The 26,710-nt window shown below is 61.0% G+C and carries 24 protein-coding genes and 1 pseudogene; 11 read left to right on the top strand and 14 right to left on the bottom strand.

What is annotated here, in order from left to right:
• Window positions 1-97: 97 nt before the first annotated feature.
• The gene (locus tag CKW25_RS16450; protein WP_095080667.1) at window positions 98-667 is read right to left on the bottom strand and encodes a GNAT family N-acetyltransferase; all 570 of its coding nucleotides are present in this window, start codon (window positions 665-667) and stop codon (window positions 98-100) included.
• 81 nt (window positions 668-748) lie between these two features.
• Between CKW25_RS16450 and CKW25_RS16445 the strand changes: the two genes are divergently transcribed.
• A complete protein-coding gene (locus CKW25_RS16445) occupies window positions 749-1,669 on the top strand; it encodes a histone deacetylase (protein WP_095080665.1) in 921 nt (306 codons plus the stop codon).
• Between the two features lie 186 nt (window positions 1,670-1,855).
• Window positions 1,856-3,115 (top strand): TIGR03862 family flavoprotein, encoded by a 1,260-nt coding sequence (locus CKW25_RS16440; protein ID WP_173919074.1) that lies wholly within the window; start codon window positions 1,856-1,858, stop codon window positions 3,113-3,115.
• A gap of 58 nt (window positions 3,116-3,173) precedes the next feature.
• Here the strand turns inward: CKW25_RS16440 and CKW25_RS16435 are convergent, their stop codons facing one another.
• Window positions 3,174-4,505 carry a DEAD/DEAH box helicase gene (locus CKW25_RS16435; protein ID WP_095080662.1) on the bottom strand — a complete coding sequence of 444 codons (1,332 nt, stop codon included), beginning with the start codon at window positions 4,503-4,505 and terminating at the stop codon, window positions 3,174-3,176.
• Between the two features lie 53 nt (window positions 4,506-4,558).
• Window positions 4,559-5,485: a drug/metabolite exporter YedA gene (gene yedA, locus CKW25_RS16430; protein ID WP_095080661.1), complete on the bottom strand. Its 927-nt coding sequence runs from the start codon at window positions 5,483-5,485 to the stop codon at window positions 4,559-4,561.
• Between the two features lie 163 nt (window positions 5,486-5,648).
• On the opposite strand from yedA, the gene CKW25_RS16425 reads away from it, so the two are divergent.
• Window positions 5,649-6,101 carry an Lrp/AsnC family transcriptional regulator gene (locus CKW25_RS16425; protein ID WP_095080660.1) on the top strand — a complete coding sequence of 151 codons (453 nt, stop codon included), beginning with the start codon at window positions 5,649-5,651 and terminating at the stop codon, window positions 6,099-6,101.
• Window positions 6,102-6,152: 51 nt separating this feature from the next.
• On the opposite strand, the gene CKW25_RS16420 is transcribed toward CKW25_RS16425, so the two are convergent.
• The 3 genes from CKW25_RS16420 to CKW25_RS16410 form a co-directional block, all read right to left on the bottom strand.
• Window positions 6,153-6,764 (bottom strand): PolC-type DNA polymerase III, encoded by a 612-nt coding sequence (locus CKW25_RS16420; RefSeq protein ID WP_095080659.1) that lies wholly within the window; start codon window positions 6,762-6,764, stop codon window positions 6,153-6,155.
• A 22-nt stretch (window positions 6,765-6,786) separates the two neighbouring features.
• On the bottom strand, window positions 6,787-7,266 hold the full coding sequence (locus CKW25_RS16415; RefSeq protein WP_095080658.1) for an NYN domain-containing protein: 480 nt from the start codon (window positions 7,264-7,266) through the stop codon (window positions 6,787-6,789).
• Between the two features lie 138 nt (window positions 7,267-7,404).
• Window positions 7,405-8,163, bottom strand: a complete 759-nt coding sequence (locus tag CKW25_RS16410) for a DUF2076 domain-containing protein (RefSeq protein WP_095080657.1) — start codon at window positions 8,161-8,163, stop codon at window positions 7,405-7,407.
• Window positions 8,164-8,339: 176 nt separating this feature from the next.
• Between CKW25_RS16410 and CKW25_RS16405 the strand changes: the two genes are divergently transcribed.
• The gene (locus CKW25_RS16405) at window positions 8,340-9,014 is read left to right on the top strand and encodes a YciC family protein (RefSeq protein ID WP_095080656.1); all 675 of its coding nucleotides are present in this window, start codon (window positions 8,340-8,342) and stop codon (window positions 9,012-9,014) included.
• Window positions 9,015-9,088: 74 nt separating this feature from the next.
• Entirely contained in the window at window positions 9,089-10,168 is a 1,080-nt protein-coding gene (locus CKW25_RS16400; RefSeq protein WP_095080655.1) for an endonuclease/exonuclease/phosphatase family protein, read from the top strand.
• 7 nt (window positions 10,169-10,175) lie between these two features.
• Here the strand turns inward: CKW25_RS16400 and CKW25_RS16395 are convergent.
• From CKW25_RS16395 to CKW25_RS16385, 3 genes and pseudogenes are all read right to left on the bottom strand, one after another.
• A pseudogene (locus tag CKW25_RS16395) lies at window positions 10,176-10,286 on the bottom strand (ABC transporter ATP-binding protein); the annotation flags it as partial.
• A gap of 215 nt (window positions 10,287-10,501) precedes the next feature.
• A complete protein-coding gene (locus CKW25_RS16390) occupies window positions 10,502-11,401 on the bottom strand; it encodes a hypothetical protein (protein ID WP_256577987.1) in 900 nt (299 codons plus the stop codon).
• A 25-nt stretch (window positions 11,402-11,426) separates the two neighbouring features.
• Window positions 11,427-12,488 carry an alanyl-tRNA editing protein gene (locus CKW25_RS16385; RefSeq protein ID WP_256577986.1) on the bottom strand — a complete coding sequence of 354 codons (1,062 nt, stop codon included), beginning with the start codon at window positions 12,486-12,488 and terminating at the stop codon, window positions 11,427-11,429.
• 332 nt (window positions 12,489-12,820) lie between these two features.
• Here CKW25_RS16385 and CKW25_RS16380 point away from each other — a divergent pair, with 332 nt between their 5' ends.
• A complete protein-coding gene (locus CKW25_RS16380) occupies window positions 12,821-13,867 on the top strand; it encodes an amino acid permease (protein WP_095080652.1) in 1,047 nt (348 codons plus the stop codon).
• A gap of 55 nt (window positions 13,868-13,922) precedes the next feature.
• Here CKW25_RS16380 and hrpB read toward each other — a convergent pair whose 3' ends face one another.
• On the bottom strand, window positions 13,923-16,454 hold the full coding sequence (hrpB, locus tag CKW25_RS16375; RefSeq protein WP_095080651.1) for an ATP-dependent helicase HrpB: 2,532 nt from the start codon (window positions 16,452-16,454) through the stop codon (window positions 13,923-13,925).
• A gap of 109 nt (window positions 16,455-16,563) precedes the next feature.
• On the opposite strand from hrpB, the gene CKW25_RS16370 reads away from it, so the two are divergent.
• The 4 genes from CKW25_RS16370 (at window position 16,564) to CKW25_RS16355 (ending at window position 19,193) form a co-directional block, all read left to right on the top strand.
• Window positions 16,564-16,983 carry a polyribonucleotide nucleotidyltransferase gene (locus CKW25_RS16370; RefSeq protein WP_095080650.1) on the top strand — a complete coding sequence of 140 codons (420 nt, stop codon included), beginning with the start codon at window positions 16,564-16,566 and terminating at the stop codon, window positions 16,981-16,983.
• A 28-nt stretch (window positions 16,984-17,011) separates the two neighbouring features.
• Entirely contained in the window at window positions 17,012-17,899 is an 888-nt protein-coding gene (locus tag CKW25_RS16365; RefSeq protein WP_095080647.1) for a cation diffusion facilitator family transporter, read from the top strand.
• Window positions 17,900-18,254: 355 nt separating this feature from the next.
• Window positions 18,255-18,734 (top strand): Lrp/AsnC family transcriptional regulator, encoded by a 480-nt coding sequence (locus CKW25_RS16360; RefSeq protein ID WP_054052470.1) that lies wholly within the window; start codon window positions 18,255-18,257, stop codon window positions 18,732-18,734.
• Window positions 18,735-18,983: 249 nt separating this feature from the next.
• Complete coding sequence (locus CKW25_RS16355; protein ID WP_015096955.1) at window positions 18,984-19,193, top strand: DUF2788 domain-containing protein; 210 nt, start codon at window positions 18,984-18,986, stop codon at window positions 19,191-19,193.
• Here the strand turns inward: CKW25_RS16355 and CKW25_RS16350 are convergent.
• The 4 genes from CKW25_RS16350 to CKW25_RS16335 all read right to left on the bottom strand — a co-directional run bounded on the left by CKW25_RS16350 (window position 19,188) and on the right by CKW25_RS16335 (window position 25,594).
• Window positions 19,188-19,754 carry a pseudouridine synthase gene (locus tag CKW25_RS16350; RefSeq protein WP_172736550.1) on the bottom strand — a complete coding sequence of 189 codons (567 nt, stop codon included), beginning with the start codon at window positions 19,752-19,754 and terminating at the stop codon, window positions 19,188-19,190. The genes CKW25_RS16355 and CKW25_RS16350 overlap by 6 nt on opposite strands.
• A 145-nt stretch (window positions 19,755-19,899) precedes the next feature.
• Window positions 19,900-21,399 carry an AMP nucleosidase gene (gene amn / locus CKW25_RS16345; RefSeq protein ID WP_172736539.1) on the bottom strand — a complete coding sequence of 500 codons (1,500 nt, stop codon included), beginning with the start codon at window positions 21,397-21,399 and terminating at the stop codon, window positions 19,900-19,902.
• An 86-nt stretch (window positions 21,400-21,485) separates the two neighbouring features.
• Entirely contained in the window at window positions 21,486-23,135 is a 1,650-nt protein-coding gene (locus CKW25_RS16340; RefSeq protein WP_095080639.1) for an acyl-CoA dehydrogenase family protein, read from the bottom strand.
• Between the two features lie 74 nt (window positions 23,136-23,209).
• A complete protein-coding gene (locus tag CKW25_RS16335) occupies window positions 23,210-25,594 on the bottom strand; it encodes a hybrid sensor histidine kinase/response regulator (protein WP_095080637.1) in 2,385 nt (794 codons plus the stop codon).
• Window positions 25,595-25,901: 307 nt separating this feature from the next.
• Between CKW25_RS16335 and CKW25_RS16330 the strand changes: the two genes are divergently transcribed.
• Entirely contained in the window at window positions 25,902-26,699 is a 798-nt protein-coding gene (locus tag CKW25_RS16330; protein ID WP_095080634.1) for a hydroxymethylpyrimidine/phosphomethylpyrimidine kinase, read from the top strand.
• Window positions 26,700-26,710: the final 11 nt, after the last annotated feature.

Below are 26,710 nucleotides of genomic sequence, written 5' to 3'. Positions count from 1 at the left end.
CTCACACAGAGCAATGCCGCGCAGTCTTGGCTGCGTCGGTCAATTCAGACGTTGGCCCGGGCCAACTGATGGACACATTGTAAACATCCCGGCCAGCTTAGCCATGCAAGGTTTCCAACCATTGCTCGCGGCTGATGCGGTACAGCACGTGGCGGCGCAACGGATGATCGGGCTCAAGCCTGGGGTGGTCGAAATCCCCCGCCGGGGCGTGATGCATGCCAATGGCCTGCATGACTTTCTGCGACGGCAAATTGGTCTCCGTGGTAAAGGCCACCACCTCCTCCAGGGGCAAACGGTCAAAGCCGCAGCGCAGAGCGGTCCAGGCCGCCTCACTGGCGTAGCCCAGGCCCCAATGCTCGCGCGCCAGGCGCCAGCCGATTTCGGTCGCGGGGGTGAAGGAAGCCTCGAACCCGACCACGCCCAAACCGGTAAACCCGATGAACGCCCCCGTGTCCTTGCGCTCCAGTGCCCACAAACCGAAACCATGCTCCGCGAAATGCCCACGGATTCGCCCGATCAATGCCGCACTTTCCAGCCGGCTCAAGGGTGCCGGGAAATAGCGCATGACCTGCGGATCGGCACACATGGCCGCGAATGCCGGCAAATCGTCGTCGCGCCACTGGCGCATCAACAGTCGCGCACTCTCCAGTTGCAGTATCGGCTCCATCTTTCCCCCCCCTTCCGTTTCCCTGCAAACAAGTCTACATCGCTGGTAGGATCCTTCACTCATTCACGCCCTGAAGTTGCCATGTCGCTACCGCTGATCTACCACGAAGACTACAGCCCCGAATTCCCGGCGGAACATCGCTTCCCCATGGACAAGTTCCGGTTGCTGCGCGATCACCTGGTAGAAAGTGGCCTGACCCAGGACCGGCACTTGCTGCGCCCCGACATCTGCCCACCCGAGATCCTCGCCCTGGCCCACGACCCTGCCTATATAGAACGCTATATGGGCGGCGAGTTGTCCCGCGAAGACCAGCGGCGCCTCGGCCTGCCCTGGAACGAAGCGCTGGCCCGGCGCACCGTGCGGGCAGTCGGCGGTTCATTGCTGGCCGCCGAGCAGGCACTGGAACACGGCCTGGCCTGCCACCTGGCCGGTGGCACCCATCACGCCCATTACGATCACCCCGCCGGTTTCTGCATCTTCAATGACCTGGCAGTGATCAGCCATTACCTGCTGGAAAGCGGCCGGGTCGGTCGGGTGCTGATTTTTGACTGCGACGTGCATCAGGGCGATGGTACTGCACGGATTCTCGAACATACCCCGGATGCGGTGACGGTTTCCCTGCACTGCGAAAAGAACTTTCCGGCACGCAAGGCCAAAAGCGACTGGGACATTCCGTTGCCCATGGGCATGGGCGATGCGGACTATCTGAAGGTGGTCGATGACGCGCTCAATTACCTGCTGCCGCTCTACCAGCCGGACCTGGTGCTGTATGACGCCGGTGTCGATGTGCACAAGGACGATGCACTGGGCTACCTGAAACTGACCGATACCGGCGTCGCGGCACGTGATGAAAGCGTGCTGCGCCATTGCCTGGGGCGGGATATTCCCGTGATGGGTGTGATCGGCGGCGGTTACAGCAAGGATCGACAAGCCCTGGCGCGACGCCACGGGATCCTGCACCACAGCGCACAACGGGTCTGGCAGTCATCAGGTTGTCATTGAGTTGTGGATGCTTTACCCACAATGCCTGTGTAACGGCCTGTGGATAACCTGAGCGGAAGTACCTACAGGCCACAGCCTATATAGCCTGCAAGGTGCTGAGTGTTTTTTGATCAACTGCCGCCACGACGATGACATTACTGTGCTGATAGAATGCCGGCCCTCTTTCGCCGAACCGCAGCGCACGCCATGACCCAGCCTTCCGCCAACCGCCCTCATCACGTCGCCATCATCGGCGGCGGCCCTGCCGGCCTGATGGCCGCCGAGGTATTGAGCCAGGCGGGCGTCAAGGTAGACCTCTACGACGGCATGCCCTCGGTGGGCCGCAAGTTCCTGCTGGCCGGTGTCGGTGGCATGAACATCACCCACTCCGAAGCCTACCCGGCGTTCCTTTCGCGTTACGCCGAGCGCGCCCCGCACATCGCGCCGTTGCTGCGTGAGTTCGGTGCGCCCGCGCTGTGTGAATGGATTCACGGGCTGGGCATCGACACGTTCGTCGGCAGCTCTGGCCGCGTGTTTCCCACGGACATGAAAGCCGCCCCACTGCTGCGTGCCTGGCTCAAACGCTTGCGTGATGCTGGCGTGGCGATCCACACCCGCCACCGCTGGCTGGGCTGGAACGCCGATGGCAGCCTGCGCATCGACAGCCCCGACGGCGAGAAAACGATCAACGCCGATGCCCTGTTGCTGGCACTGGGTGGCGGCAGCTGGTCGCGCCTGGGCTCGGACGGTGCGTGGATGCTGGCGCTGGAACAACAAGGTATCGACCTGGCGCCGCTACAGCCGAGCAATTGCGGGTTTGAAGTGAACGCCTGGAGCGAACTGATGGTCAGCAAATTCGCCGGCGCGCCGCTGAAAAATATCGCCATGGGCTTGAACGACGACACGCCGCGACTCGGGGAATGCGTGATCACCGCCACCGGCATTGAAGGCAGCCTGATTTATGCACTGTCGGCGCCGATTCGCGAGGCCATCAATCAATACGGTTCAGCCACTGTTCACCTCGACCTGCTGCCGGGCCGGCCTGTGGATAAAATCCAGGCCGCATTGAACAAGCCTCGCGGCTCACGCTCCATGGCCAAGCACTTGCACAGCCAATTGGGCCTGGACGGCGTCAAGGCGGCACTGCTGCGCGAGCTGACCGCCGCCGAATGCTTCGCCGACCCGCTGGCACTGGCCAATGCCATCAAGGCCCTGCCACTGACACTGGCCAGAACCCGGCCGCTGGATGAAGCCATCAGCAGCGCCGGTGGCGTGACCTTCGAGGCCATGAATGAACAGCTGATGCTCAAGCAATTGCCCGGCGTGTTCTGCGCTGGGGAAATGCTCGACTGGGAAGCGCCGACGGGCGGCTATCTACTGACCGCCTGCTTCGCCAGTGGGCGCGCGGCGGGGATGGGGATGGTCGAATGGCTGAGGAGCGGCGGCAAGCCACACGCTGAAAGCTAGAGCAGGCGCACGACCTGCTCCTTTCTTGCCGCTTGAAGCTTGCCGTCTGTCGCTGCTTTCAAGGCTTACGCTTGCGCGGTCCGGTGTTGAACACCGGCACCTTGCGTACCGGCTTGACGGGCACATCGGCCACCGTCTCACCGCTGTCGACCCATTTGCCCAGGTTGCGTTTGCCGCCACCCGACGCCTTGGGTTTCTTCGGCTTTTTCGGCTTCTTGATCACCTGACCGCTGGCATCGGTGTCCGGCACCCGATGCTCCGGTTCGAAGTCCTGCTCCATGTGGCGGGTCAAGGCCTGACGGGTCAGCATCTCGATGGCCGACAGCAGGTTCACCTCATCGGCACACACCAGCGAAATGGCCTCGCCGGTGGAACCCGCACGACCGGTACGACCGATACGGTGGATGTAGTCCTCGGCGACGATCGGCAGGTCGAAGTTGACCACCAGCGGCAAGTCCTCGATATCCAGTCCACGGGCTGCCACATCAGTGGCCACCAGTATCTGGATTTCACTGGCCTTGAAACGATCAAGTGCACGTTGGCGAGTGGCTTGTGGCTTGTCGCCGTGGATACCGTCGGCGTTCACGCCCAGGCCCTGGAGCTTCTCCACCAGTGCGTCCACGCCATTACGGGTCTTGGCGAACACCAACACCTGCTTCCACTTGTTCTTCCGCATCAAGTGAACGAACAGCTCCGGCTTGCGCTTCTTGTCGACCGTCACCACCCATTGCTTGACGGTATTGGCGGCGACGTTGCGCGGGCTGACTTCGATGCTCAGCGGATCGTTGAGCATTTGTCCGGCCAGCAGGCGGATCTGGTCCGAGAAGGTGGCGGAGAACAGCAGGGTCTGACGCTTTTTCGGCAGCGCCTTGTAAATGTTCGCCAGCTCTTCGGAAAAGCCCAGGTCGAGCATGCGGTCGGCTTCGTCCAGCACCAGGGTTTGCAGCTGATTGAACTTCAGTGCCTTCTGGCGGAACAGGTCCAGCAGGCGACCCGGCGTGGCCACCAGCAGGTCGACGCCTTTGCGCAGCTTCATCATTTGCGGGTTGATGCTGACGCCGCCATACACCGCGTAGGTGCTCAACGGCAGGTGCTCGGCGTACTGGCGCACGCTTTCATGGACCTGTTCGGCCAACTCGCGGGTCGGCACCAGGATCAGCGCACGCACCGAGTTGCTGGTGACTTTCGGCCCTTCCATGGCCAGCAACTGCAACAGCGGCACGGCGAAACCGGCGGTCTTGCCGGTGCCGGTCTGGGCCGCGGCCATCAGGTCGCGACCGGCCAGCACCGCCGGGATGGCTTGCGCCTGCACCGGGGTCGGGGTCTGGTAGCCGAGCGTCTCAAGGGCGCGCAGCAAGGGTTCGATCAGGCCAAGAGTGGCGAAAGTCATGGGAGTACCGTAGGAATAAATCAGCGCGGGTATGCAATGGCGCGCAGTTTACCCTAATTCACACGGGATTCTGTCGGCGTGACAGCGGCGGGTCGATCGGCACCCCGGCGCCACTGCGGCAAGCCGATCAGCACCACGGCACTGATGATCACCAGCATGGCCAGCGCTTCCTCGATACCGATGGTCTCGCCGACGAACACGATCCCCAGCAACACCGCCACTGCCGGGTTGACATAGGCATAGCTGGTGGCCGCCGCCGGCCGCACGTGTTTCAACAGGTACATGTAGGCATTGAATGCGATGATCGAACCGAACACGGTCAGGTAGGCCAGCGCCGCCCAGCCTTCGATCGGCGGCAGGCTCTCCAGGCGTTCACCGCTGATCGCGCTGCCGATCAGCAACACCACGCCACCGACCAGCATTTCTACCGCGCTGGCCATCGCGCCCTGGGGCAAGGGCAAATGCCTGCTCCACACCGAACCGAACGCCCAGGTCGCTGCGGCGAAAATCAGCAGCGCCGCGCCCAACGGACTCGATTGCAGGTTGGACCCCAGGTTGAGCATGGCAATGCCGACCAGGCCGAGCACAATCCCGGCCCATTCGAGACGGGTATTACGTGCGCCCCAGAAATAACCACAGAGCAGGGTAAACAGCGGTACCGTCGCCACCGCCAACGCCGCCACCCCGGAGGCCACGCCCATGTGCTCAGCCACGCTGACCGCGCCATTGCCACAGCTGAGCAGCAGAATCCCGATGATCCCGGCGGCTTTCCATTGTGTCCAGGTCGGTGCCGGCGCCCCTCTCCAACGCAGGAAGGCGTACATCAAGGTCCCGGCAATCACAAAGCGGATACCGGCCAGCAGCAACGGTGGCCAGTACTCCACGCCGATGCGAATCACCAGGTAGGTCGACCCCCAAATCACATACAACGCGAAAAAGGCGGCGATCAACGGTAAGGGAAAGCGACGTAGGCCAGGCATGGGCAGCTCGAAGGCAGGTCAATGAGAGCCGCTATTCTAGAAAGGCCAACACTGGAAAATAAGTTACAAAACCTGTTTATCGGGCCAGTACACTTTTAAAAGCACGGAGATTTTCGCTGTAACCCGTACTTTCGAAAGTCAGTCATGTTCAGGAATCCGCACAATGGACAAATTCGACCGCATGCTGCTCAGCGCCCTGTTGGAAAACGGTCGTGCGTCCTACGCCGAGCTGGCGCGCAAAGTAAACCTGTCCGCCCCGGCCGTGGCCGAACGCGTGGCCAAGCTCGAAGCCTGCGGGGTGATTACCGGCTACGCGGCAAAGGTCGACATGGCCAAGCTCGGGCTGCCTATCCAGTGCGTCATCGAACTGCGTCTGAACCAGCACGGCAACCAGAAAGCCTACGATGACCTGATCAAGATCCCGCAGCTGACCGAGTGCCACCGGGTGACGGGTGACCCCTGCGTGATCATGCAAGCCGCCGTGGGTTCGATGCAGGAGCTGGAGGCGCTGATCAACCGCGTGGCCACGTTCGGGTTCAGCAAGACTTCGATTGTGTTGTCCAGCGCCATCGAAAAGCGCGTGCCGCTGGGGCAGTTGGAGGGGAGCGGGAAATAAATCACGTGTGAGCGCGCGCCTGCTCGCCCCCACGGTGGACGTGTGTTGCCGCTAGAGCCCGCGATGCCGCTTGAGGTGTTCGTCGATTTTCGCCGCCGGGACTTTCTGCAAACTGCGCAGAAAATCATGGGACAACTCGCGCACGCCATACTTCTGCAGCAACTCCTGTTCCAGATACGTGGCGAGGTTGGCCGCCATTTCCGCATCGGCCATGGCCCGGTGAGCCTGGCCGGTATGAGGCAGTCGAGCGAAGGTGGTCAAGGTGCCGAGCTTGTGGTTCGGTGCCGTCGGCATCAGGCGCCGGGCCAGTAGCAGCGAGCAGGCGAAGTTCTGCAAGCGGGTGCGCTTGATCAGCCCCAGTTCAAAGTCCCAGAATTTCTGGTCGAACGCGGCGTTGTGCGCCAGCAGTGGCGTGGTGCCCACGAATTCGTTGACCTCGTTCATCACCTGCTCGGCACTGGGCGCGGTGCGCAGCATGGCATTGCTGATGCCGGTCAACTGCTCGATAAACGCCGGGACCCGCACGCCCGCGTTCATCAGGCTTTGGTAACGCTCGACAATGCGCCCCTGTTCAAGTATCACCACGGCAATTTCCGTGGCCCGGCAGCTGCTGCTCGGGGTGATCCCGGTGGTTTCAAAGTCGATGACGGCTATGCGTTCCAAACCTGTTCCTTGCGTTCAATAATCAGTTTTTAAGCAGCAACGCGCCTTCGATCGGCACATAGCGTGTGGCCGCGCGAATCAGCGAGTTGGCCGTGAGCCCGGGCACACCGTAGGCAACGGCTTCTACCCCGTGTTTGTTGATGATGCGCTCCAGCAGCATGTCGAAATCACCGTCCCCCGACGCCAGCACCACTTCGTCGACGTGATCGGCGGCGTCCATGATATCGAGGGTGATGCCCACGTCCCAGTCGCCCTTGGCCGAGCCATCGCTACGCTGGATGTAGGGTTTGAGCTTCACGGTGAAACCGAGGTTGCGCAGGATCTGCTGGAACTGCTGCTGCTTGCTGTCGCCGCGGTCAATGGCGTAGGCGTAGGCCTCGACGATTTGCCCCTGCTTGCTGATGTCAGCCCACAGGGCGGCATAGTTGAAATGACAGCCGTAAGCCTGGCGCACGGTGTAGTAGAGGTTCTGGACATCGGCGAACACTGCGATCTTTTTCACCGCACATCCTCTTGGCGCACACAAGCGCAGGCGATTGATCAGACCCAAGGCCCGAAAAGTCGCCCAGTATGCCAGCCGGAAGGAACGTTCAGCGAATAATCAGTCCGGGGCGCCAGCGCGCCCCGGACGAATGGCGTCTCAGACGAAGGAATCGTCGTCGCCAAACAGCGATGAACTGTCATCACCGTAGTCGGCATCGGTAAAACCACCCTGGTCGTTGCCGTCGTTAGCGTTGCCCGCCAGCCGCGAGTCGTCTCCCCAACCGCTGTTGCTGTCGTCGTTGACCTGGGCCGGTTCCTCCTTGATGACTTCGACCACTTCCTGGGGCTGCGCGTTGCTGTGAAACAGGCTGCTGAGGCCCTGCGCCAGCATCACGCCACCGGCCACCCCCGCTGCGGTTTTCAAGGCACCGCCAAGAAAGCTGCTGGCGGCGGGAGCCTGTTGCGCAGGGCCCGCATAGGGCTGTTGCGGGCCACCGAAACGTGGCTGAGGCGACGGTGTATCGGACGAAGGCCGCCCCGGTTCACGCCATCCATTACCGCTGAATGCGGACGAACCTTGGGCTGGGACCGGCCGGGCATCACGGGCACCGCCGAAGATGCTCGACAAGAAGCCGCCGGTCGCTGCCGGTGCAGCCACCTGCCCCTTGGCTTGTTGCAATTGGGCCTGCAATTGCTGGACCTGTTGGGCCAGTTGTTTATTTTGTTCATCGAGGCTGTTGAGGGCGGCCTCCTGCACCAGGATCGCCTGGGTCATGAAATAACCCGCCGTCGGCTGGCGCCCCAGGTGCTCCTTGATCCGTGCCTCGGCCTCGGCATCGCGCGCCGCGCCGTCCGTTTCGGCCTGCTGCAGCCGGGAAAACAGTCCATCGATCAGGGTTTGTTCTTCGCTGTTCATGGCGACCTCATAGATTGCCGGGAAATCGGTGCCCTTCTCCCGATGGAAAAGGTGCTCCTCCGTAATGGGGGTGTCGCCGGCGCTTTCAATGCGCTTTACCGAACGTTTACCTTTGTCCAGGTGCCAGTCGCATCGGTTACAGTGTCTGCATATTGTGCAACCTGCGAATGCGACCGATGAATCCGTTAGACGTACTCCGCGACTCCTTCTATTTCTTCCAGCGCAATCTGGGCCGGATCGTGCCGCTGTGCTTGCCCCTGGTGGTGTTCGAAGCCCTGCTGCAGCAACTGGTCGATCACTCGCAGGGGCCGCAAGCCTTTCCCGGCTACAGCGTGATAGTCGGGCTGCTGGTGTATCCGCTCTACACGGCCGCACTGATCCTGTTTCTCGATGCGCGCAGCCGTGGCGAGAACCCGCGCACTCGCGACCTGCTGGCGGCATCGGCCAGCCTGTGGCCGCGCTTTGCCTTGCTGACGGCGGTCAACACGCTGCTGATTCTGATCGGGCTGTCGCTGTATTTCCTGCCGGGCATCTGGCTGATGGTGATGCTGGCGTTTGCCGAATACCTGTTGGTACTGCGCAATATGCAACCACTGGCCGCCATCCGCGAAAGCATGCGCCTGGCGCGCGGTAATTTCCTGCGGATCCTGGTGTGCATTCTCTGCGTGATGGGCCCTTTGTGGCTGCTCAAGGGCGCCAGCCTGTCGATCTATCCGGAGTCACAGAACCCGGCCATTGCGCTGCTCCTGGAAAGCATCCACAGCTTCCTGCAACTGTTCACCAGCGTGGTGCTGTTTCGCCTGTTCATGCTGATCAGCGAAGCCCCTGACAACACTGAAGGCAATGCCTGACCGCTCTACCCTTTGGGTTAGGCCTTGCACTCGGTTATGCTCGCTATCAACTTTGTAACGCCATAAGCCGAGCCATGACCCGTCTACTGCGCTACACCCTGTTGGGCCTGCTGTCTCTCACCTGCCTGCTGCTGGCGTTGCTCTACAGCCTGACCTGGCGCCCCGAGGCCAAGGAAACACTGGAAGTCAGTTGCGGCGCCCAGGCGCCCACCCTGGTCCCCGGCCAAGCCTTGAAGGTGATGACCTGGAACGTTCAGTACCTGGCCGGTAAACGTTATGTGTTCTGGAATGACCTGGCCCAAGGCAGTGACGAAAAACCGACACCGGAAGACATGGCCTTCAGCCTCGATGAGGTGGCGCGGGTCATCCGCGACGAGCAGCCGGACCTGGTGCTGCTGCAGGAACTGGATGACGGCGCCAAGGCCAGCGACTACCAGAACCAGCTCAAGCTGCTCCAGGAACGCCTCGCCGACCTCTACCCCTGCAGCACCCACGCCTTCGACTGGAAGGCCGACTTCGTTCCCGACCGGCACATCTTCGGCAGCGTTGGCCGGCAACTGGCAACCTTGAGCCGCTACCAGATCGAACACGCCGAACGCCTGCAACTGCCTGAAGCAACCGCGAATGTCATCAGCCGCCAGTTCCAGCCCAGGAATGCCTTGCTGGTGAGCTACCTGCCGCTGCGCGACGGCGGGCAAATAGCGGTCCTCAACACACACCTCGACCGCGCCACCGAACCGAACGAGACATTGCAAGCCAAGGTCGCGGCCGTCGCCAAGGTGCTGGACAAGTACGAGGCACACGGCACGCCATGGCTGATCGGAGGCGACTTCAACCTCCTCCCGCTGGGGCAATTCCAGCGCCTGCCCCCCGAGCAGCGCACGCCCTACTCCGCCGACAGCCCGCTGCATGGGCTGTGGGACAAATACCCGATGATCCCGACCAATAACGAGGCGAGTGGCATCGATCGCGTCCGCTGGTTGACCCATTACCCCAACGACCCCGGCCTCAACGGCCCGGACCGCACCGTCGACTACCTGTTCTACAGCCCGCGACTCAAACGAGTCGAGGCGATGGTGAGGCAGGACGATACCTTGCGAATCTCCGACCACTTGCCGGTGATCGCCCGGTTCCTGTTGCCGGCAGCGCCTTAGGGCTCAATCAATGCTCCTCCTCTAGTTCGTCATGCAATAACCCGAAGATCTTGCGCTTCATGTCGATGAACGAGCGTTCCATGACCATGCTCAGGGTCCGTGGGCGTTCGATCGGCACAGCTCTGGCACTGGGCTTCCAGTCTCGGCTTGCTTGAGGATGGCAATGATTGGGCTGTCCGAAAAACGGGATGTCTTCACGCAAAATTTCCTTGATCCGATTAGGAGAAAATTCTACTTCTGACGAGTACTAAAAATGGGGGGATTACCGCTGTGAGCGGTCGACTGTCGCAGATCATTGAACTGAGAAGGCGGTGACATCCGCCTTCTACATGTTCAATTCTTGGTTCTTTTGGCCGCTCGGGCCGCACGCCCGTCGTATTCTGGACGGCCAGAAACAATTAGCCCGAAGAAATAAGGTTGGGCGCCCGAGTCCTCGAGCTGACTCCCTGACTTGTTATGCACTTCAATGAGAGAGAAAAGATCCACAAGACGGTCCTGAATCTGTTCTATTTCCGCGTCTTTCAGTGTCACCATCGAGCTGTATTTGAAAGAACCTGAAACATCAAAGTATTCACTTTTTTCAGGCTTGAGCAGCGACCGTTCCACTTCGTAGCGCAGGAACTGATCCTTTAGCCTCAATGCATCAACTGTTCTGGGCATCCTCAGCGTTGGTGCATGACGAACAAAGGGATCTTCAGGTGCTGTTCGTTCTTTTGAGACAAGGCTCAAGAAAGCTTCCGTATGTTGATCGTAGGCAAGGCCAATTTGCTGGCACACCAACTGGATTTCAGCAACGGAGGCACTGTCCACCATATAGAGATAAGTCATCAATGGCAGCAGTTCAAAGTTCTCTTCGAATGCTGCAATCACCTCTTGGGTGATGATGAACTCACGCTCATACCGACTTAAACTCAGCGCCCGACGTAAAATTTTCGAATCATGCTCTCTCAGCTCAAGCCTGGAAGAAAGATCCGTGACTTCGACACCTTTGCCAAACAACATCTCGTGGACGTTAGCGGGCAGCAAGTCTCTGAAGTAATGCCAAAAATAATCAAAACTGACTTTGCTTGAGGCGTCGATACCAAGATGGTCATGCAACTCCACTGCGGCATCAATGCTCAGGTATTTCCTTCCGGCCTCAACGTCACGATAGTAATTGGCCGAAAATGGAATATTGACCTCATCGAGAAACGTTGAAATCTTCAGATGCCCCGTTTCGATCCGCAACTGCATGAGAAACGCACCAAACGCTCGTTTACTATCCAAGCTCTTCAGCCTCTGCCGACACAGTGACAGCCACTCTGGTCGTATTTTTCTTGATTTTCATACTTGAAGTTACCACGCCTATTTCCTGCGTATTACGCACATGAACTCCCCCACAGGGAATTGACCAATCTTCGCATTGCCACCAACGAAATCCATGTCCTTTGCTCGTATCCGCTTCCGTACGAATCTCATGACTTGCAGAGCAAAACTCGTTCAAGGCATCCGTCGCCCGCCTCAAACTGTCTTCGTCGAACTCTCCGATAAACTCGTATTGATTCTCCCCACCCTCGTCACTCAACGGAGAGCGTACCGGGTGTGGAATGGACCGCCCAAGCGTCTGCTCTAGCATGCAGTGCATCAAATGCATGGCTGAATGAAGACGCATCTGATGATATCGCAACGGCCAATCAAGCGTTGCCGTAGCCTGCTGGCCAATCGCGCACTCTCTCAGCAGCGTGAACACCTCATCGTCAACGCTCAGGTAATGCCTGATCTGATCATCCCTTTTCTTGGTCGACACAATCTCCAACGCTCGCGGTGCCTCATTCTTCCCAGGGCCCGGGATATTCAACACGCCTCGATCTCCGAGCTGTCCGCCTCCTTGCGGGTAGAAAACTGTCTCGCCAAGGAGTGCAAAAGGAAGCCCCCCGTCGTCGCGTTCAAGCAGATCGACTCGACATTCCAGCTGCTTCAGATACGGCTTTTCGTGAAATAAGGGCAGTGTTTCGCTCATTTTCACCTCGAGTAAGGTCTCACTGAGTTGCGTTGGAAACCCTTGCGAATCATCGAGAGCTTCCATGACCTTCCCCTGAATAGTCGAGCGTGGAGAGCTCCCGCCGACGTAATCCCGGGTCTGAATGCCCAATGCGCCAATGGCCTTTTCAAACACGCCAGGGTCCCTGCACTGATCGGCGGCACGAATGACAACGGCCCCGTCATTCAGCAGCTGTTTATGGAGGTCGTCCGCGTCGTCTGAAAAATTGCGTCCCGGATCAGCGTATGCGCTGGCCACGAAATCGAATGCCCCTTCTGTATCACTGCCCTTCACATTCATCGCTCCTCACTTCCCTGGAATCGTCGGCATCTCCGTCTGCGATGCATTAGATACCATTCTCCTTTTACAAACTCAACAGATAGAAATATGTTTCTTCCATTGGATTTTTTATGACTACGCACGGAACATCGTCGAAGGTCGCGTCAAAAAAACCAACCGATTGATATATATGAAAAATAATTTAAATAATCAGAGGCCGTATGACCGTGGAAAAATCGCAATCACCTGCTGCATGCGCAGGCGGTTCATCGGTACTGCGTGAGCAGGCCCTCAAGCACCCTGCAACACTCCTCATCAAACCTTACGTGGGCCCCTTCTCATGAGCGGACCCAATGCGCGGCGAGCTGAAGCGCAGCCTGAAAAATCGACACCTTCAACTGATCGCCCTGGGTGGGGCAGTGGGTACCGGCCTGTTCCTGGGCTCGGCGGGAGCACTCAAGTCTGCCGGCCCCTCAATAATCCTCGGCTACGCGATTTGCGGTTTCATCGCCTTCATGATCATGCGACAACTGGGCGAAATGATTGTTGAAGAACCCGTCGCCGGCTCTTTCAGCCACTTCGCCCACAAGTACTGGGGCGGGTTTGCCGGTTTCCTGTCGGGATGGAACTGCTGGATCTTGTACATCCTGGTTGGCATGTCCGAACTGACAGCCGTCGGCAAATACGTGCACTACTGGTGGCCAGAGATTCCGACCTGGGTATCGGCCGCAGTCTTCTTCGTGTTGATCAATGCAATCAACCTGACAAACGTCAAAATATTCGGCGAGGCCGAATTCTGGTTTGCCATCATCAAGGTCCTGGCCGTGATCGGCATGATTGCCATGGGCAGCTATCTCCTGGTCAGCGGCAACGCAGGGCCACAAGCCTCGCTGAGCAACCTGTGGCAACACGGCGGTTTTTTCCCCCATGGGCTGAGCGGACTGGCTATGTCCATGGCAATCATCATGCTGTCCTTTGGCGGCCTGGAAATGCTCGGCTTCACCGCTGCCGAGGCGGAAAAACCTCGCACCATGATCCCCAAAGCCATCAATCAGGTGATCTACCGCATCCTGATTTTCTACATCGGCGTGCTCGTCGTGCTGCTGTCGCTGGTGGTTGCGACGTTAGTGATCAATTGGGCGATGATCAGCCTGTCCCACGTCAAATTTCGCCAGCACATGAACCGTACCCGACAGAAACCGCTGTTCAAGGCGCTGTGGTACCCCTACGGCAACTATGTATGCCTGGCATTCCTGGTATTCATATTGGGCGTCATGTTGATGGATCCCGTCATTCGGATCTCGGTCTATGCCATTCCGGTGTGGATTGCGCTGATGTGGGTTTGTTATGGCATCAAGCACAAACGCAGTGTTTCGCAGGACCTCTACGGGGAGGCCTGAACGATTGCAATACCGGATGAACCCATCGCCTGGGTGAGGCCGCGCATGTACCTCCCTATTTGCGCGGCTTGGCCCGCGCCGTGGCCTCCGCCACCAGCGGGTCATCCGGCCAGTAGTGCTTCGGATACCGGCCCTTGAGATCCTTCTTCACCTCGGCGTAGGTACTGCGCCAGAAGTTCGCCAGATCCTGGGTCACTTGCACCGGCCGCCGCGCCGGTGACAACAAATGCAGTTTGACCACCTGACGGCCACCGGCAATGCGCGGGGTTTCGGCCAGGCCGAACAACTCTTGCAAGCGCACCGCCAGAATCGGTGGCTGCTCGCTGTAGTCCAGGCGAATCGACGAACCGGAAGGCACGCTCAGGTGATGCGGCGCCTGCTCATCGAGGCGCTGTGGCAGGGGCCACGGCAGCAAGTTATGGACGATGCTGGACAGGTCCAGGTTGGCGAAGTGACTGAGCCGCGAGACTTTGCCCAAATACGGCATCAACCAGTGTTCGAGGCTTTTAAGCAGTGCGGCGTCGCTGACATCCGGCCATTCACTCTGGTCCTTACTGCCGAGGTCCAACTGACGTAACAACGCCACCCGCGCCTGCCACTGGCGCAGCTCGGGTGTCCACGGCAACAGTTCCAGCCCTTTGCGTCGCACCAGATTGATCAGCGCCTGGCTGCGCGCCGCTTCGTCCAGGCCGGTCAGGGGTTCGCGACTCAGCACCAGTTCGCCCACCTTGCGCTGGCGCTCGGCCCGCAGCACGCCTTCACGCTCATCCCAGTCCAGCTGATCGACGCAACGCACTTGCTCTGCCAATACCGAATCGAACAGCGCCGGATCAAAATCGGCGGCCAGGTAAATCCGTTCTTCACGCTGCCCCTGACGGCTGCCCAGGTCGGCGATCACCAGCCAGGGCTGCTTCATCAGGCTATCGGCCTCGGCGAACAAGGCCGCGCGACCGTTGGCCAGGCGGTACTCCGCCCCCCCTGCGCGACGCTGCTGCGCTACCCGGTCCGGATAGGCCAGCGCCAGCAACGCACCGAGCCAGCGCGGATGGTCCGGGTCGCTGACCGGTTGTTCGGCCTTGCCACGCAGATAGCCGCGATACTGCCGGGCCAATTGCCGCGCCCGCTGCACGCCGCCCTGGGCACCACGCGCCGCACGCTCTTCACCGGACAGCAGCACCAGGCGGCTGTGCAGGTCAGCGCCGGCGCCGCGCAAGATATCCCGCTCGCCGAGCAGTGCCGCCACGTCGCACGCCATGTTCGCCAGCCCCAACGCCTGACCGCGCAGCAGCAAATGGGCAATGCGCGGATGGGCCGGCAGTTCGGCCATGGCCTGGCCGTGACGGGTCAGTTTCCAGTCTTCGGGCGAAGCCCCCTCAAGCGCCCCCAGGCGCTCGAGCAAGTCCTGGGACTGGGCATACGCCGCCGTCGGGGGTGCATCGAGCCAGACCAATTGCCCTGGTAGAACGCCCCAACGACCGAGCTGCAAGGCCAGGCCGGCGAGGTCCGCGGAGAGAATTTCGGCGCTGGCATAGGCCGCCAGTTGTTCGTGCTGATCCTGCGACCACAAGCGATAACACACACCCGGCTCCAGGCGCCCCGCCCGACCGGCACGCTGGGTCGCGCTGGCGCGGGAGATGCGCTGGGTGTCGAGACGGGTCATGCCGCTGCCGGGATCGAAACGGGGCACCCGCGCCAGGCCGGCGTCGATCACCACGCGTACACCGTCGATGGTCAGGCTGGTCTCGGCGATGTTGGTGGCCAGCACCACTTTGCGCTGCCCCGGTGGCGCCGGGTCGATGGCCGCCCGTTGCGCCGCCAGGTCGAGTTCACCGTGCAACGGGCACAGCAGCACTTCAGGGCGCTCGCCCAGCGCATCCGCCAACTGTTGATGGACACGCCGGATTTCCGCTTGCCCCGGCAGGAACACCAACAGGCTGCCGGTTTCATCGTCCAGCGCTTCCAGGACGGTCTGCACCAGCCGCGGCTCGATGAACTCGCCCGGCTGGAACGGCCGGCCCCAGCGCATCGTCACCGGGTACATGCGGCCTTCGCTACGCAGGATCGGCGCATCATTGAGCAAGCCGGCCAGGCGTTCGCCTTCCAGGGTCGCCGACATCAGCAGGATCTTCAGTGGCTGTTCGTCCCGAAACAACTCACGACCGTTCAGGCTCAAGGCCAGGGCCAGGTCGGCGTCGAGGCTGCGTTCGTGGTACTCGTCGAAGATCAGCAGGCCCACACCCTCGAGCGCCGGGTCTTCCTGCAGGCGTCGGGTGAGAATGCCTTCGGTCACCACTTCGATACGGGTGTTCGGCCCGACCTTGCTGTCCAGGCGAATCCGGTAGCCGACCGTTTCGCCGACCTTTTCCCCCAACTCGCTGGCCAGCCGCTCGGCCGCCGCCCGCGCCGCCAGCCGGCGCGGTTCAAGCATGAGGATGGTTTGCCCCGCCAGCCAAGGCTCATTCAGCAGTGCCAAGGGCACGCGGGTGGTCTTGCCGGCACCGGGCGGTGCTTCGAGCACCGCTTCGTGGCGTGTCGACAGGGCGTCACGCAGCGCGGGTAAAACATCATCGATCGGCAAAGAAATCATGCTGGCTCCAAAACAGAGCGGCGAGTATAACGGCGAACTGCCTGACGTTAATCAAGGTCCTAATGTTGACCGACGACGTTTCGTTTCAAGTTTGCTCAGGAGATTTTCCATGCGTGCTCCCTTTCGCCTGATGGGCGGTGTACTGATCGCGACCCTGCTGACCCAGATCACCGCATGCGGTTCGATTCTCTATCCCGATCGCCGCGGCCAGATCGAAGGCAAGATCGACCCGGCCATTGCCGCGCTCGACGCCGTGGGCCTACTGTTCTATATCATCCCGGGGCTGATCGCCTTTGCCGTGGACTTCGCCACCGGCGCGATTTACTTCGAGCCGGGCAAGACCGCGCAGGTGGCACCGGAGAAACTCCAGCAGGCCATCGACGCCGATGGCAAGGTCGATAACATCAAGTTGCAGGCTATTCTCGAAAGCGAGTTGGGTCGTCATCTGCCGCTGGACGACCCACGCCTGATCCAGCACAAGGGCAGCGCCCAGCAACTGGCCATGCTCGGCCTGCAACCCGCCGCTTGAGGCACCGCACCGAAGGAACGATGCACCTATGACCAGCAGCACGGAACACGCCCGCCTGTTACGCCTGGCCACCCGCGCATCGGTGGCCGTGGCCAGCATCCTGATCGTCGCCAAAGCCATCGCCTGGTGGATGAGCGGGTCGGTGAGCATGCTCGCCGGCCTGACGGATTCGACCCTCGATGGCGTGACCTCACTGCTCAACCTGCTGGCGGTGCATTACGCGCTGCGCCCGGCGGACGACGATCACCGTTACGGACACGGCAAGGCCGAGTCGCTGGCCGGCATGGCCCAGGCGCTGTTCATTTCCGGCAGTGCGGTATTGATCGCACTGCAAGCCGTCGAACGGATCAAACACCCTGAACCGATTGGCGCGGCCTGGCTCAGCATTGGCGTGATTATCTTTTCCTTGCTGCTGACAGCGGCATTGCTGGTGCTGCAACAGCGCGTGGTGCGCGAAACCGGTTCCAATGCGGTACGGGCCGACTCGCTGCACTACCGCTCGGACATGCTACTCAATGGCAGCATCCTGATCGCGCTGGTGCTCGCCGGATTCGGCTGGTATCAGCTCGATGCCTGGTTCGGCCTGGCCATCGCCGCCTACATCCTGTGGAGCGCCATCCAGATCGCCCGGGAAAGCTTTGCCGTACTGATGGATCAGGAACTGCCCCCGGACGTCAGCCAGCGCATGCTCGAACTGGCTTGCAGCGTGCCCGGGGTACTCGGGGCCCACGACCTGCGCACCCGGGTCTCCGGCAATCACTGGTTCGTGCAACTGCACCTGGAGTTACCGGGGGAGTTGACCCTGACAGTGGCCCACGGCCTCAGCGACCAGGCGGCCGATGCCATTCGTGCGGTCTACCCGCAAGCCGAAGTCCTGGTGCATGCCGATCCGGTCGCAACAATGAGCAAGGGCTAGGACGTTAGCTACACGCTTTAAACTGATTTCGCAGGCAATAAAAAAGGGAGACCCGTCGGCCTCCCTTTGAGAACTTCGTCCCTGCTCGACGCTTTTGACGCCGGCTCACCTCACGCCGTCTTGTGGACAGTGTGTAGCCCGGGGGCCGACTCAGCTCCTGTGGGAGAAGGTGGCCGCGGCTAGCCTGATTCGGCGGGCCGCTGTGGACTGTTTGTCCGGGCAGTGATTCTGGTGATAAGAATAGGCTTTGGCCCGCGGTAGAGGATTGCGAAGATTGCTCAAATAAACATGACTTGCGCAATTTTTCACCCCGGATAGATAATCCACCGCAATTGCTATGATAAAGGCCTGATCCATGAGCAAACTCGACCGATACGACTTGAGCATTTTGGCTGAATTGCAGCGTGACGCTCGCATCTCCAACCAGGAGCTGGCCGAACGCATCGGCTTGTCGCCATCGCCCTGCTCGCGACGCGTCAAGCAACTGGAGGACGATGGCTACATCTCCCGCCAGGTGGCGCTGCTGGATCGCAAAATGCTCGGCCTGAGCCTGACCGCCTATGTACTGATCGGCATGGACCGCCACACCCCGGAGCGTTTCGAAAACTTCGAGGCCGCTATCCGCACCCTGCCGCAAGTGCTCGAATGCAGCCTGGTGACCGGGATGGACGCCGACTACCAGCTCAAGGTCGTGGTGCCGGACATGGACCACTACCAGAAACTGCTGCTGGGGCACCTGACCCGCATCGAAGGCGTGACCAGCGTGCGCTCGAGCTTCGTGCTCAACCAGGTGCTCAACAGCACCGAGCTGCCGTTGACTCATCTGCGCGGCTGAATAAACGTGTGAACGCAATCCCCGTGGCGAGCGAGCTTGCTCGCGCTGGGGTGCGCAGCGCCCCCAACAAGACGATTGCAGTCTTTCAGATAAAAACCCGGTAGCCGGTTATGGGGCTACTACGTAGCCCAGCGCGAGCAAGCTCGCTCGCCACAGGTGCGGCACACCGACGCAGGCCAATACTCCACCAATCCCCCATGGCGTATACTCGCCCCGCCCTTTTTGCCCTGCCCGCGCTGGAGATGTTCGATGGATCCTGCAGTATTTGAAGAGTGGATGATGACCGGCCTGGTGACCATCCTGATCATTTTCATGGGTTTCATCGTCTGGGATCTGGCGAAGAAGTCCAAGGCCGGACGCTTCGGTTCGTTCATTCTGTTCTTCGTGCTGGGCCTGGGCGTGGCCGCGTTCATCATCAAAAGCGTGGTCATCGGCCTGATCGAATCCGGCACGCTATAAGCGCGCCGGCACTTCCTTCCACTGGCCCTGATCGAGCCCCTCGATCGTCCAGTCGCCAATCCGCACGCGCACCAGACGCAGGGTCGGCAAGCCAACCGCGGCGGTCATGCGCCGCACCTGACGGTTGCGTCCTTCACGGATCACCAATTCCAGCCAACTGGTCGGCACGCTTTTACGAAAGCGCACCGGCGGGTTGCGTGGCCACAGCTCGGGCTCTTCCAGCTGGCGCGCCTCGGCCGGCAAGGTCATGCCGTCATTGAGCTCCACACCGTCGCGCAAACGCTGCAGTTGCCCGGCGTTTGGCTCACCCTCCACTTGCACCCAATAGGTCTTGGCCAGCTTGTGCTTCGGATCAGCGATGCGCGCCTGGAGCTGACCATCGTTGGTCAGCAACAACAAACCCTCGCTGTCGCGATCCAGCCGACCGGCCGGGTAGATCCCGGGGATCTCGATGAAGTCCTTGAGCGTTGCCCGCCCCTCTCCGTCACTGAACTGCGTCAGCACATCGAAGGGTTTATTGAACAGAATCAGTTTCGGCTCGGCCGGCGGTGCCTTGGCCACCCGCCGAGGGGCAGAAGAGGATGGTGCAGGCTTCATACCCGGGCGACGGGAAGGGGGACGAGGGGGACGCGACATGGCAAACACAACATCTAACGGTCAGGACCGACAATGCTAGTGGCCTGACCGTTAAATAACCACCTCCCGATCAGCGGAACGGTGGCTCGTCGAAGCTGCGCAGTTTGCGCGAGTGCAACGAGTTGAGTTCGGTACGCAGCAAATCCACGGCAGCAATGCCGATCTTCAAGTGCTGGCTGACCGCGCGCTCATAGAAGGCGTTGGCCGAACCTGGCAGCTTGATTTCGCTGTGCAACGGCTTGTCCGACACACACAGCAAGGTGCCGTACGGTACCCGCAAACGGTAGCCCTGCGCGGCGACGGTGCCACTTTCCATGTCCACCGCCACGGCTCGGGACAGGTTGATCAACGGCCGTTCCTGGGCCCAGCGCAGCTCCCAGTTACGGTCGTCGTAAGTCAGCACAGTGCCGGTACGCAGGCGTTTTTTCAGCGCCTCGCCCTGCTCGCCGGTGACATTGGCGGCGGCTTGCTGCAAGGCCAGCTGGACTTCGGCCAACGCCGGGATCGGAATGTTCGGCGGCACCACGCGATCGAGAATCCCGTCGCGACGCATATACGCGTGCGCCAGCACATAGTCGCCAATGGTTTGCGACTGCCGCAGACCGCCACAGTGGCCGATCATCAGCCAGCAATGAGGGCGCAACACCGCCAGGTGGTCGGTGATGTTCTTGGCGTTGGAAGGGCCGACACCGATGTTCACCAGGGTCACGCCGTGGCCGTCCGACGCCTGCAGGTGATAGGCCGGCATCTGATAACGGTGCCAGACCACACCGGCCGCAATGGCCGACGCTTCGCCGTGGTCCATGGACTTTTCGATGATCACGTTGCCCGGCAGGACCATACGCACGAAGCGTGGATCGTTGCGCAGTTGCTCCAGGCCATGAACGATGAACTGGTCGACGTAGCGGTGGTAGTTGGTCAGCAGAATCCACGGCTGCACATGGCGCCAGTCGCTGCCGGTGTAATGCACCAGGCGACGCAGGGAAAAATCCACCCGCGCGGCATCGAACAGCGCCAGTGGCAACGGATCGGTGTTTTCCCAATCGTACAAGCCATCGGCAATGCCATCGGTGGCGGCGGACAGGTCGGTACTGGGGAAAACCCGCGCCAGCACCGCGGCGGTCACGCCGGAGCCGGCCAACTCATCACCTTGCTCGACCACGTACGGGTACGGAATGTTCTGCTCGCTGACGCCCACTTCCACCGTCACGGTAAAGTCGTGCATCAGGGGTTCCAGTTGCTCCAGCAAGTATTTGCGGAACGCGGCCGGGTGGGTGACGGTAACACTGTAGGTCCCGGGCAGCTGCACCTTGGCGTAGGCACGCGTGGTTTGCGGGACTTCGCCCTGGCAAAGGTAGGTCAGACGCAGTTCAGGGTAACGAAACAGTGCACGCTGCTCGGCATCGGGTTCGATGCGATCCTTGAGGTAGCGCTTGAGCGCTTGGTTCAGCGCAGAAGTGGCCCGCTCGTGCAGAGCGGCAAGACGATCCACGGCTTGTTCAGCGGTTTCGACGACAATAAACGCTTCGGTCACGATCAGCTTCCTGTGTTCTGACTTGCAGACCTTCATCTTGCCTGCAACCGCGGCGCACGGGAACCCTGCGGGAGCAGGCTGCCCACTCCCGCACAGGATCCGTGATGTTCATCAACCGTTGGTCAGAACCCGTGAGGGGTCGAGCGGGCGACAATTGCTTCCACATCCACGCCCCTCGGCAAGGTGCCATACACCCGTCCGGCCGTACCCAGTCGGCTGGCGATGAACCCATCGCTGACGGCGGCATTGCCGGCTTCGAGCAATAGCTTGGCCTGCAGGCCCAGGGCAATGTCTTCGGTCAGTTGTCGGGCACGGTATTGAATGTCGCCGGTGTCCTTGAACGCCGCCTGTAGCTGACTGATGTGGGCGGCCAGGCGCTTGTCGCCATGACCGTCGCCCAGTTCGCTGAACAAGGCATCCAGCACGCCCGGCTCCTTCGACAAGGCGCGCAGCACGTCGAGGCACTGCACGTTACCGGAACCTTCCCACGTCGAGTTCACTGGCGCCTCACGGTACAGCCGGGGCAGGATGCTTTCTTCGACATACCCCGCGCCGCCCATGCACTCGGCCGCTTCGTTGATCATGGCCGGGGCACGTTTGCAGATCCAGTACTTGCCCACCGCCGTGACCAGACGGGCAAACTTGTCCTCCCGGGCGTCGTCCAGGTGATCCAGCGCCCGGCCCATGCGCAGGCTCAAGGCCAGCGCCGCCTCGCTTTCCAATGCCAGGTCGGCCAAGACGTTTTGCATCAGCGGCTGTTCGCTGAGTACCTTGCCACCCACCTTGCGGTGAGCGCAGTGATGGCTGGCCTGGGTCAGTGCCTGACGCATCAGCGCGCTTGAGCCGACCATGCAATCGAAACGAGTCATGGCCACCATCTCGATGATGGTCGGCACACCGCGCCCCTCTTCACCCACCATCCACGCCAGCGCACCGCGAAACTCAACTTCGCTGGAGGCATTGGAGCAATTGCCGAGTTTGTTTTTCAGACGCTGGATGTAGAACTGGTTGCGGGTGTCGTCCGGTCGATGACGGGGCAGCAGGAAACAGGTCAGGCCCTTGTCGGTTTGTGCCAGGGTCAGGAAGGCATCGCACATCGGTGCCGAGCAGAACCACTTGTGGCCCACCAGTTCATACGCCTGCCCCGGACCCGCCGCGCCGACCGGATAGGCCTTGGTGGTGTTGGCCCGCACGTCGGTACCGCCCTGCTTCTCGGTCATCGCCATGCCGATGGTCACGCCCGCCTTGTGGGCCATGCCGACGTTGCGCGGGTCATACTCGGTGGCAAGGATTTTCGGCAGCCACTGCCTGGCGAGGTCCGGTTGCAGGCGCATTGCCGGGACGCTGGCGAAGGTCATGGTCAACGGGCAGCCACTGCCGGCTTCGGCCTGGCTGTGCAGATAGCTCATCGCGGCGCGGGCCACATGGGCGCCAGGCTTGGGGTCTGTCCAGGGCAAGGAGGTCAAACCGTGCTCGACCGCCGTGCGCATCAGTTCATGGTAGGCCGGGTGGAACTCCACCAGATCGACGCGGTGACCGTAACGATCATGGCTGGAGAACACCGGTTTGTTCTGGTTGGCCAAAAAACCGGCTTCCATCAACGGACCACCGGCCAGCGCGCCATAAGCATCGATGCGCGAGTCCGCCCAACCGGCCCCGAATCGCCGGGTCCACTCTTGCAACGGCAGGTCGATGCGATAGAGGTTGGCGCCGTCCAGCGAGGGTGGCTGGTTGGTGACTTCGTGGGTTTCGGCGAACTGGTGCAGGTTCATGGCGGGGCCTCCTCGGGTCCGTTGAGACCCTCAGTTAAGCACCGCCTTGCCCGTGGACAAAGTGGCATATCCGCCTAAATATCGGCGCTTTCACCTTGATTCTGACACAGCACTCGCCGGTAGAGTGCCACCTGCAACTCATCGAATTTCACCGGTTTATTCAGGCAATCGGTCCACCCCGCCTCCAGGTCAATGCCCTGTATCGAGGCCACGGCCGCCAGCACCGGCAACCCGGAATACCCCGGTAAAGCGCGGATCTGGCTGCACACCGATGAACCGTCGACAGGCGATACCAGACTGTCGAGCAGCACCCCGTCAAACCGCTCGCGGCGCAAGCTGTCCAGTGCCGCCGGGACACTGTCGACACTGCGTACCCGATAACCCAGCTTGAGCAACATGCCGCGCATCACCAATTGATTGATGCTGTTGTCATCGATCAGCAACACCGTGCACTCCTGCGGGGCACGCACACTCATGACTTCCGGGGGCTGACGGGAAGGTGCCGCCACCGGGCGTACCGTGACCACGTCGAACTCGACATCCAGCTGAAAACGACTACCGCGTCCGGGTTCGGAGCGATGGGTCAGGCGCCCGCCAATCAGCTCGACCAATTGCCGGCAGATGGCCAGGCCAACGCCCAGGCCGCCATATTCGCGCGTCATGGAGCCATCGAGCTGGAAGAAGCGCTGATACATGGTCGCCTCCCCAAGGTCGGTGAAACCGATACCGGTATCGATCACCGCGAAGGACAGGTTCTGGCGTCCCGGCTCGGTGGATTTGCCGCTGACCCGCAAGGCCAGCCCACCCACGCGAGTGAACTTGATTGCATTGTCGAGCAGACACTCCAGGCACTGCACCAGCTTGGCACTGTCACCGTTGAACCGGTCCGGCACACCCGGGGCCACCTCGACCTTGAAATCCAGCCCCTTGCCCGAGGCATTGGCCGCGAACTGCCGCCGTACGTTGTCGACCACCGAGCGCAAGCTGAACGGTTCGGGGCAGGCCCTGAGTCGGCCAGCCTGCAATTCGGTCAAGGTCAGAATGCCGTTGACCATGCGCATCATGTCGCGTGCGGAACCGGCCGCCGTCTGCTGGTATTGCTCAAGCTCCGGATCGAGCTCGACGGTCTGCATCAACTCCAGCGAACCGATCACGCCATTCATCGGGGTGCGCAGTTCATGGGTCAGGGTCGCGAGGAACTCATCCTTGAGCTGGTTACTGTGAGCCAGTTGCTGGTTCAACACTTCGAGCTTCTGCCCAGCATCAAACAGCGTTTGCGCCTGCTGCTCGCGCATGGCGTTGATACGGTCGGCCAACGCCAGTGACAGCAGCGCCACCTCGATCGCCGAGCCAATCTGGCTGGCGTACATGGTCAGGAACACGTTAGGCAGGTAACCCAGCACCATCAGGGTATTGACGATGCCGCCCAGCAAGAACGCCGACCAGGCAATGATGAAGTAGCGTGCGACCCGCAGGCCTCGCCACCAGACGAAAATCCCCGCCGCGAAAATCACCACGGTGAAGATCAAGGCCAAGGCCGTGGCCAGGCGCAGGGCCAGGGCGTAGCTGGTCATCAATGACAACCCTACCACCAAGGCGCCGTATGCGATCAGCACCAGCAACAGGCGGTCCATCCAGCGACTGTGTCTGGCGGTCTGCAAAAAGCTGCGGGCGAACTGGCTTCCGAACAATCCGGCACAGCCGATGAAGAACGGCGTCGAGGCGTTGGCCCACCACGGGTTGTCCGGCCAGAAATACTCCACCGCTGCCCCGTTGACCGACAGCTGATAGAGGCCGAACGAAGCGATATAGAAGATGTAATAGAGGTAACTGGTGTCGCGCACACTCAGGTAAATGAACAGGTTGTAGACCAGCATTCCGAGCAGCACGCCGTAGATCAGCCCCAACACATAGAGGCGCACCGGCTGTTCTTCCAGATAGGCGGTACTCGACCACAACGTCACCGGCGCTTGTATCGAGCCCTGGCTCTGCAGGCGCAAGTACAGGGTTTTCTGCTCGTTCGCGGCAAAGTCCAGGTCGAACAGGTAATTGTTCTGACGGATCTCCCGGCTGGCAAAGGGCAAGGCGTCACCCGTGCGTTGAGTCAGTTGATAGCGGCCAGCCTCATCGGGCTGGTACAGATCGAGATGATCGAGGGGCGGATAGGCCAGCTCCAGCAGCCAGGTGTGCCGGGCATCAGGATTGTTCGGGCGATAATGCAGGTCGATTTTCAACCAGAACGCGGAGCGCGAGTAACCGGCGTTCAGTGTGTCTTTATCGTGGGGCTTGAACTGGCCAGCCGCGGCTTGCGCGAGGACATCGGTAATCGTCGCAGTGCCGGCGACGTCTTCGTAGACCTGCATGCTGCGACCCAAGGGGAGGCTTTGGGTGAGCTCGTTAAAATCAGCCGCGGTCGCCAGCAAGGGCAAGCTCAACAGCAACATCAGCAAATAGCGCATAAAGCCCCAGCATGGCCTGTCCGGTTGCGTCAGGAAGCCCCCCCATTTCCTTTTGAGTAGACGTAAAACCGGCATGACCTGTTATTGATTTGGATCCACTCTAGCATAGCCGGTGGTGGCGTTTGAACACCACCGAAATCTTTAGTTTGAAGGCTCTAGAACGGGCATTACAGAGCACATAACCCATCTAGACAGGCGCCTCAGACCAAGACATCAAAGCGCCATTACGACCATTGGATACCCGTGGCGAGCGCATTACGCGGCACGACACACCGAAAAAACAGGTTTGGTGGTAAGCTCGCGCACCATGAATATCTACAGCTCTCGCCCCGTTGTCCTCTGTCTCTCCGGCCACGACCCAAGTGGTGGCGCCGGCTTGCAGGCAGATATCGAAGCCCTGCTCGCACAGGGTTGTCATGCGGCCCCGGCCGTCACTGCCCTGACCGTGCAAGACACCGTCAATGTCAGTGATTTTCGCGTCCTCGACCGTGAGTGGGTGTTGGCACAAGCCAACGCCGTGCTCAACGACTCGCAGGTGGCGGCGGTCAAGCTGGGCATGCTCGGCTCACTGGAAATGGTCGACACCGTGGTCGAACTGCTCCAGGCGCACCCGCACCTGCCAGTGGTTTGCGACCCGGTGCTGCGCGCCGGTGGCGGTGGCCGCCTGGGCAAGGACGAAGTCGGCTACGCCATGCGCGAGCGCCTGCTGCCATTGGCGATCATCGCCACCCCCAACCTTCCTGAAGCGCGCATCCTTGCCGAACTGCCTGAAGGCACGGCCGACGAATGCGCGGAAAAGCTCCTGCCTTACGTCAAACACCTGCTGATCACCGGTGGCCATGGCGACGAACACGAAGTGCATAATCGCCTGTACAGCCGCGACGGGCGCCGTGAAACCTTTACCTGCCAACGCCTGCCGGGCAGCTATCACGGCTCCGGCTGCACATTGGCCAGCACCCTGGCCGGTCGCCTGGCGCAAGGCGAACACCTGGCGAGCGCGGTCAAATCGGCACTCGACTACACCTGGCGCACCTTGCGTGACGCCGAGCAACTGGGCAAAGGCCAGTTCGTGCCGCGCCGCCTGCCGCTGGACTTCTGCTCGTAACGTCATGAGGC

This window comes from Pseudomonas sp. Irchel s3h17 (assembly GCF_900187505.1).
GTDB lineage: Bacteria > Pseudomonadota > Gammaproteobacteria > Pseudomonadales > Pseudomonadaceae > Aquipseudomonas.
This window is presented reverse-complemented; position numbering and strand designations above follow the sequence as displayed.

Excerpts from the sequence above, each read along its gene's own strand:
- hrpB (WP_095080651.1), bottom strand. The coding sequence starts at position 16,454 with ATGATTTCTTTGCCGATCGATGATGTTTTACCCGCGCTGCGTGACGCC.
- CKW25_RS16365 (WP_095080647.1), top strand. The coding sequence starts at position 17,012 with ATGACCAGCAGCACGGAACACGCCCGCCTGTTACGCCTGGCCACCCGC.
- CKW25_RS16405 (WP_095080656.1), top strand. The coding sequence starts at position 8,340 with ATGAATCCGTTAGACGTACTCCGCGACTCCTTCTATTTCTTCCAGCGC.
- CKW25_RS16360 (WP_054052470.1), top strand. The coding sequence starts at position 18,255 with ATGAGCAAACTCGACCGATACGACTTGAGCATTTTGGCTGAATTGCAG.
- CKW25_RS16410 (WP_095080657.1), bottom strand. The coding sequence starts at position 8,163 with ATGAACAGCGAAGAACAAACCCTGATCGATGGACTGTTTTCCCGGCTG.
- amn (WP_172736539.1), bottom strand. The coding sequence starts at position 21,399 with ATGAAGGTCTGCAAGTCAGAACACAGGAAGCTGATCGTGACCGAAGCG.
- CKW25_RS16385 (WP_256577986.1), bottom strand. The coding sequence starts at position 12,488 with ATGAATGTGAAGGGCAGTGATACAGAAGGGGCATTCGATTTCGTGGCC.
- CKW25_RS16380 (WP_095080652.1), top strand. The coding sequence starts at position 12,821 with ATGCGCGGCGAGCTGAAGCGCAGCCTGAAAAATCGACACCTTCAACTG.
- CKW25_RS16440 (WP_173919074.1), top strand. The coding sequence starts at position 1,856 with ATGACCCAGCCTTCCGCCAACCGCCCTCATCACGTCGCCATCATCGGC.
- CKW25_RS16355 (WP_015096955.1), top strand. The coding sequence starts at position 18,984 with ATGGATCCTGCAGTATTTGAAGAGTGGATGATGACCGGCCTGGTGACC.
- CKW25_RS16400 (WP_095080655.1), top strand. The coding sequence starts at position 9,089 with ATGACCCGTCTACTGCGCTACACCCTGTTGGGCCTGCTGTCTCTCACC.
- CKW25_RS16340 (WP_095080639.1), bottom strand. The coding sequence starts at position 23,135 with ATGAACCTGCACCAGTTCGCCGAAACCCACGAAGTCACCAACCAGCCA.
- CKW25_RS16450 (WP_095080667.1), bottom strand. The coding sequence starts at position 667 with ATGGAGCCGATACTGCAACTGGAGAGTGCGCGACTGTTGATGCGCCAG.
- CKW25_RS16435 (WP_095080662.1), bottom strand. The coding sequence starts at position 4,505 with ATGACTTTCGCCACTCTTGGCCTGATCGAACCCTTGCTGCGCGCCCTT.
- CKW25_RS16390 (WP_256577987.1), bottom strand. The coding sequence starts at position 11,401 with ATGCAGTTGCGGATCGAAACGGGGCATCTGAAGATTTCAACGTTTCTC.
- CKW25_RS16335 (WP_095080637.1), bottom strand. The coding sequence starts at position 25,594 with ATGCGCTATTTGCTGATGTTGCTGTTGAGCTTGCCCTTGCTGGCGACC.
- yedA (WP_095080661.1), bottom strand. The coding sequence starts at position 5,485 with ATGCCTGGCCTACGTCGCTTTCCCTTACCGTTGATCGCCGCCTTTTTC.
- CKW25_RS16445 (WP_095080665.1), top strand. The coding sequence starts at position 749 with ATGTCGCTACCGCTGATCTACCACGAAGACTACAGCCCCGAATTCCCG.
- CKW25_RS16425 (WP_095080660.1), top strand. The coding sequence starts at position 5,649 with ATGGACAAATTCGACCGCATGCTGCTCAGCGCCCTGTTGGAAAACGGT.
- CKW25_RS16370 (WP_095080650.1), top strand. The coding sequence starts at position 16,564 with ATGCGTGCTCCCTTTCGCCTGATGGGCGGTGTACTGATCGCGACCCTG.
- CKW25_RS16330 (WP_095080634.1), top strand. The coding sequence starts at position 25,902 with ATGAATATCTACAGCTCTCGCCCCGTTGTCCTCTGTCTCTCCGGCCAC.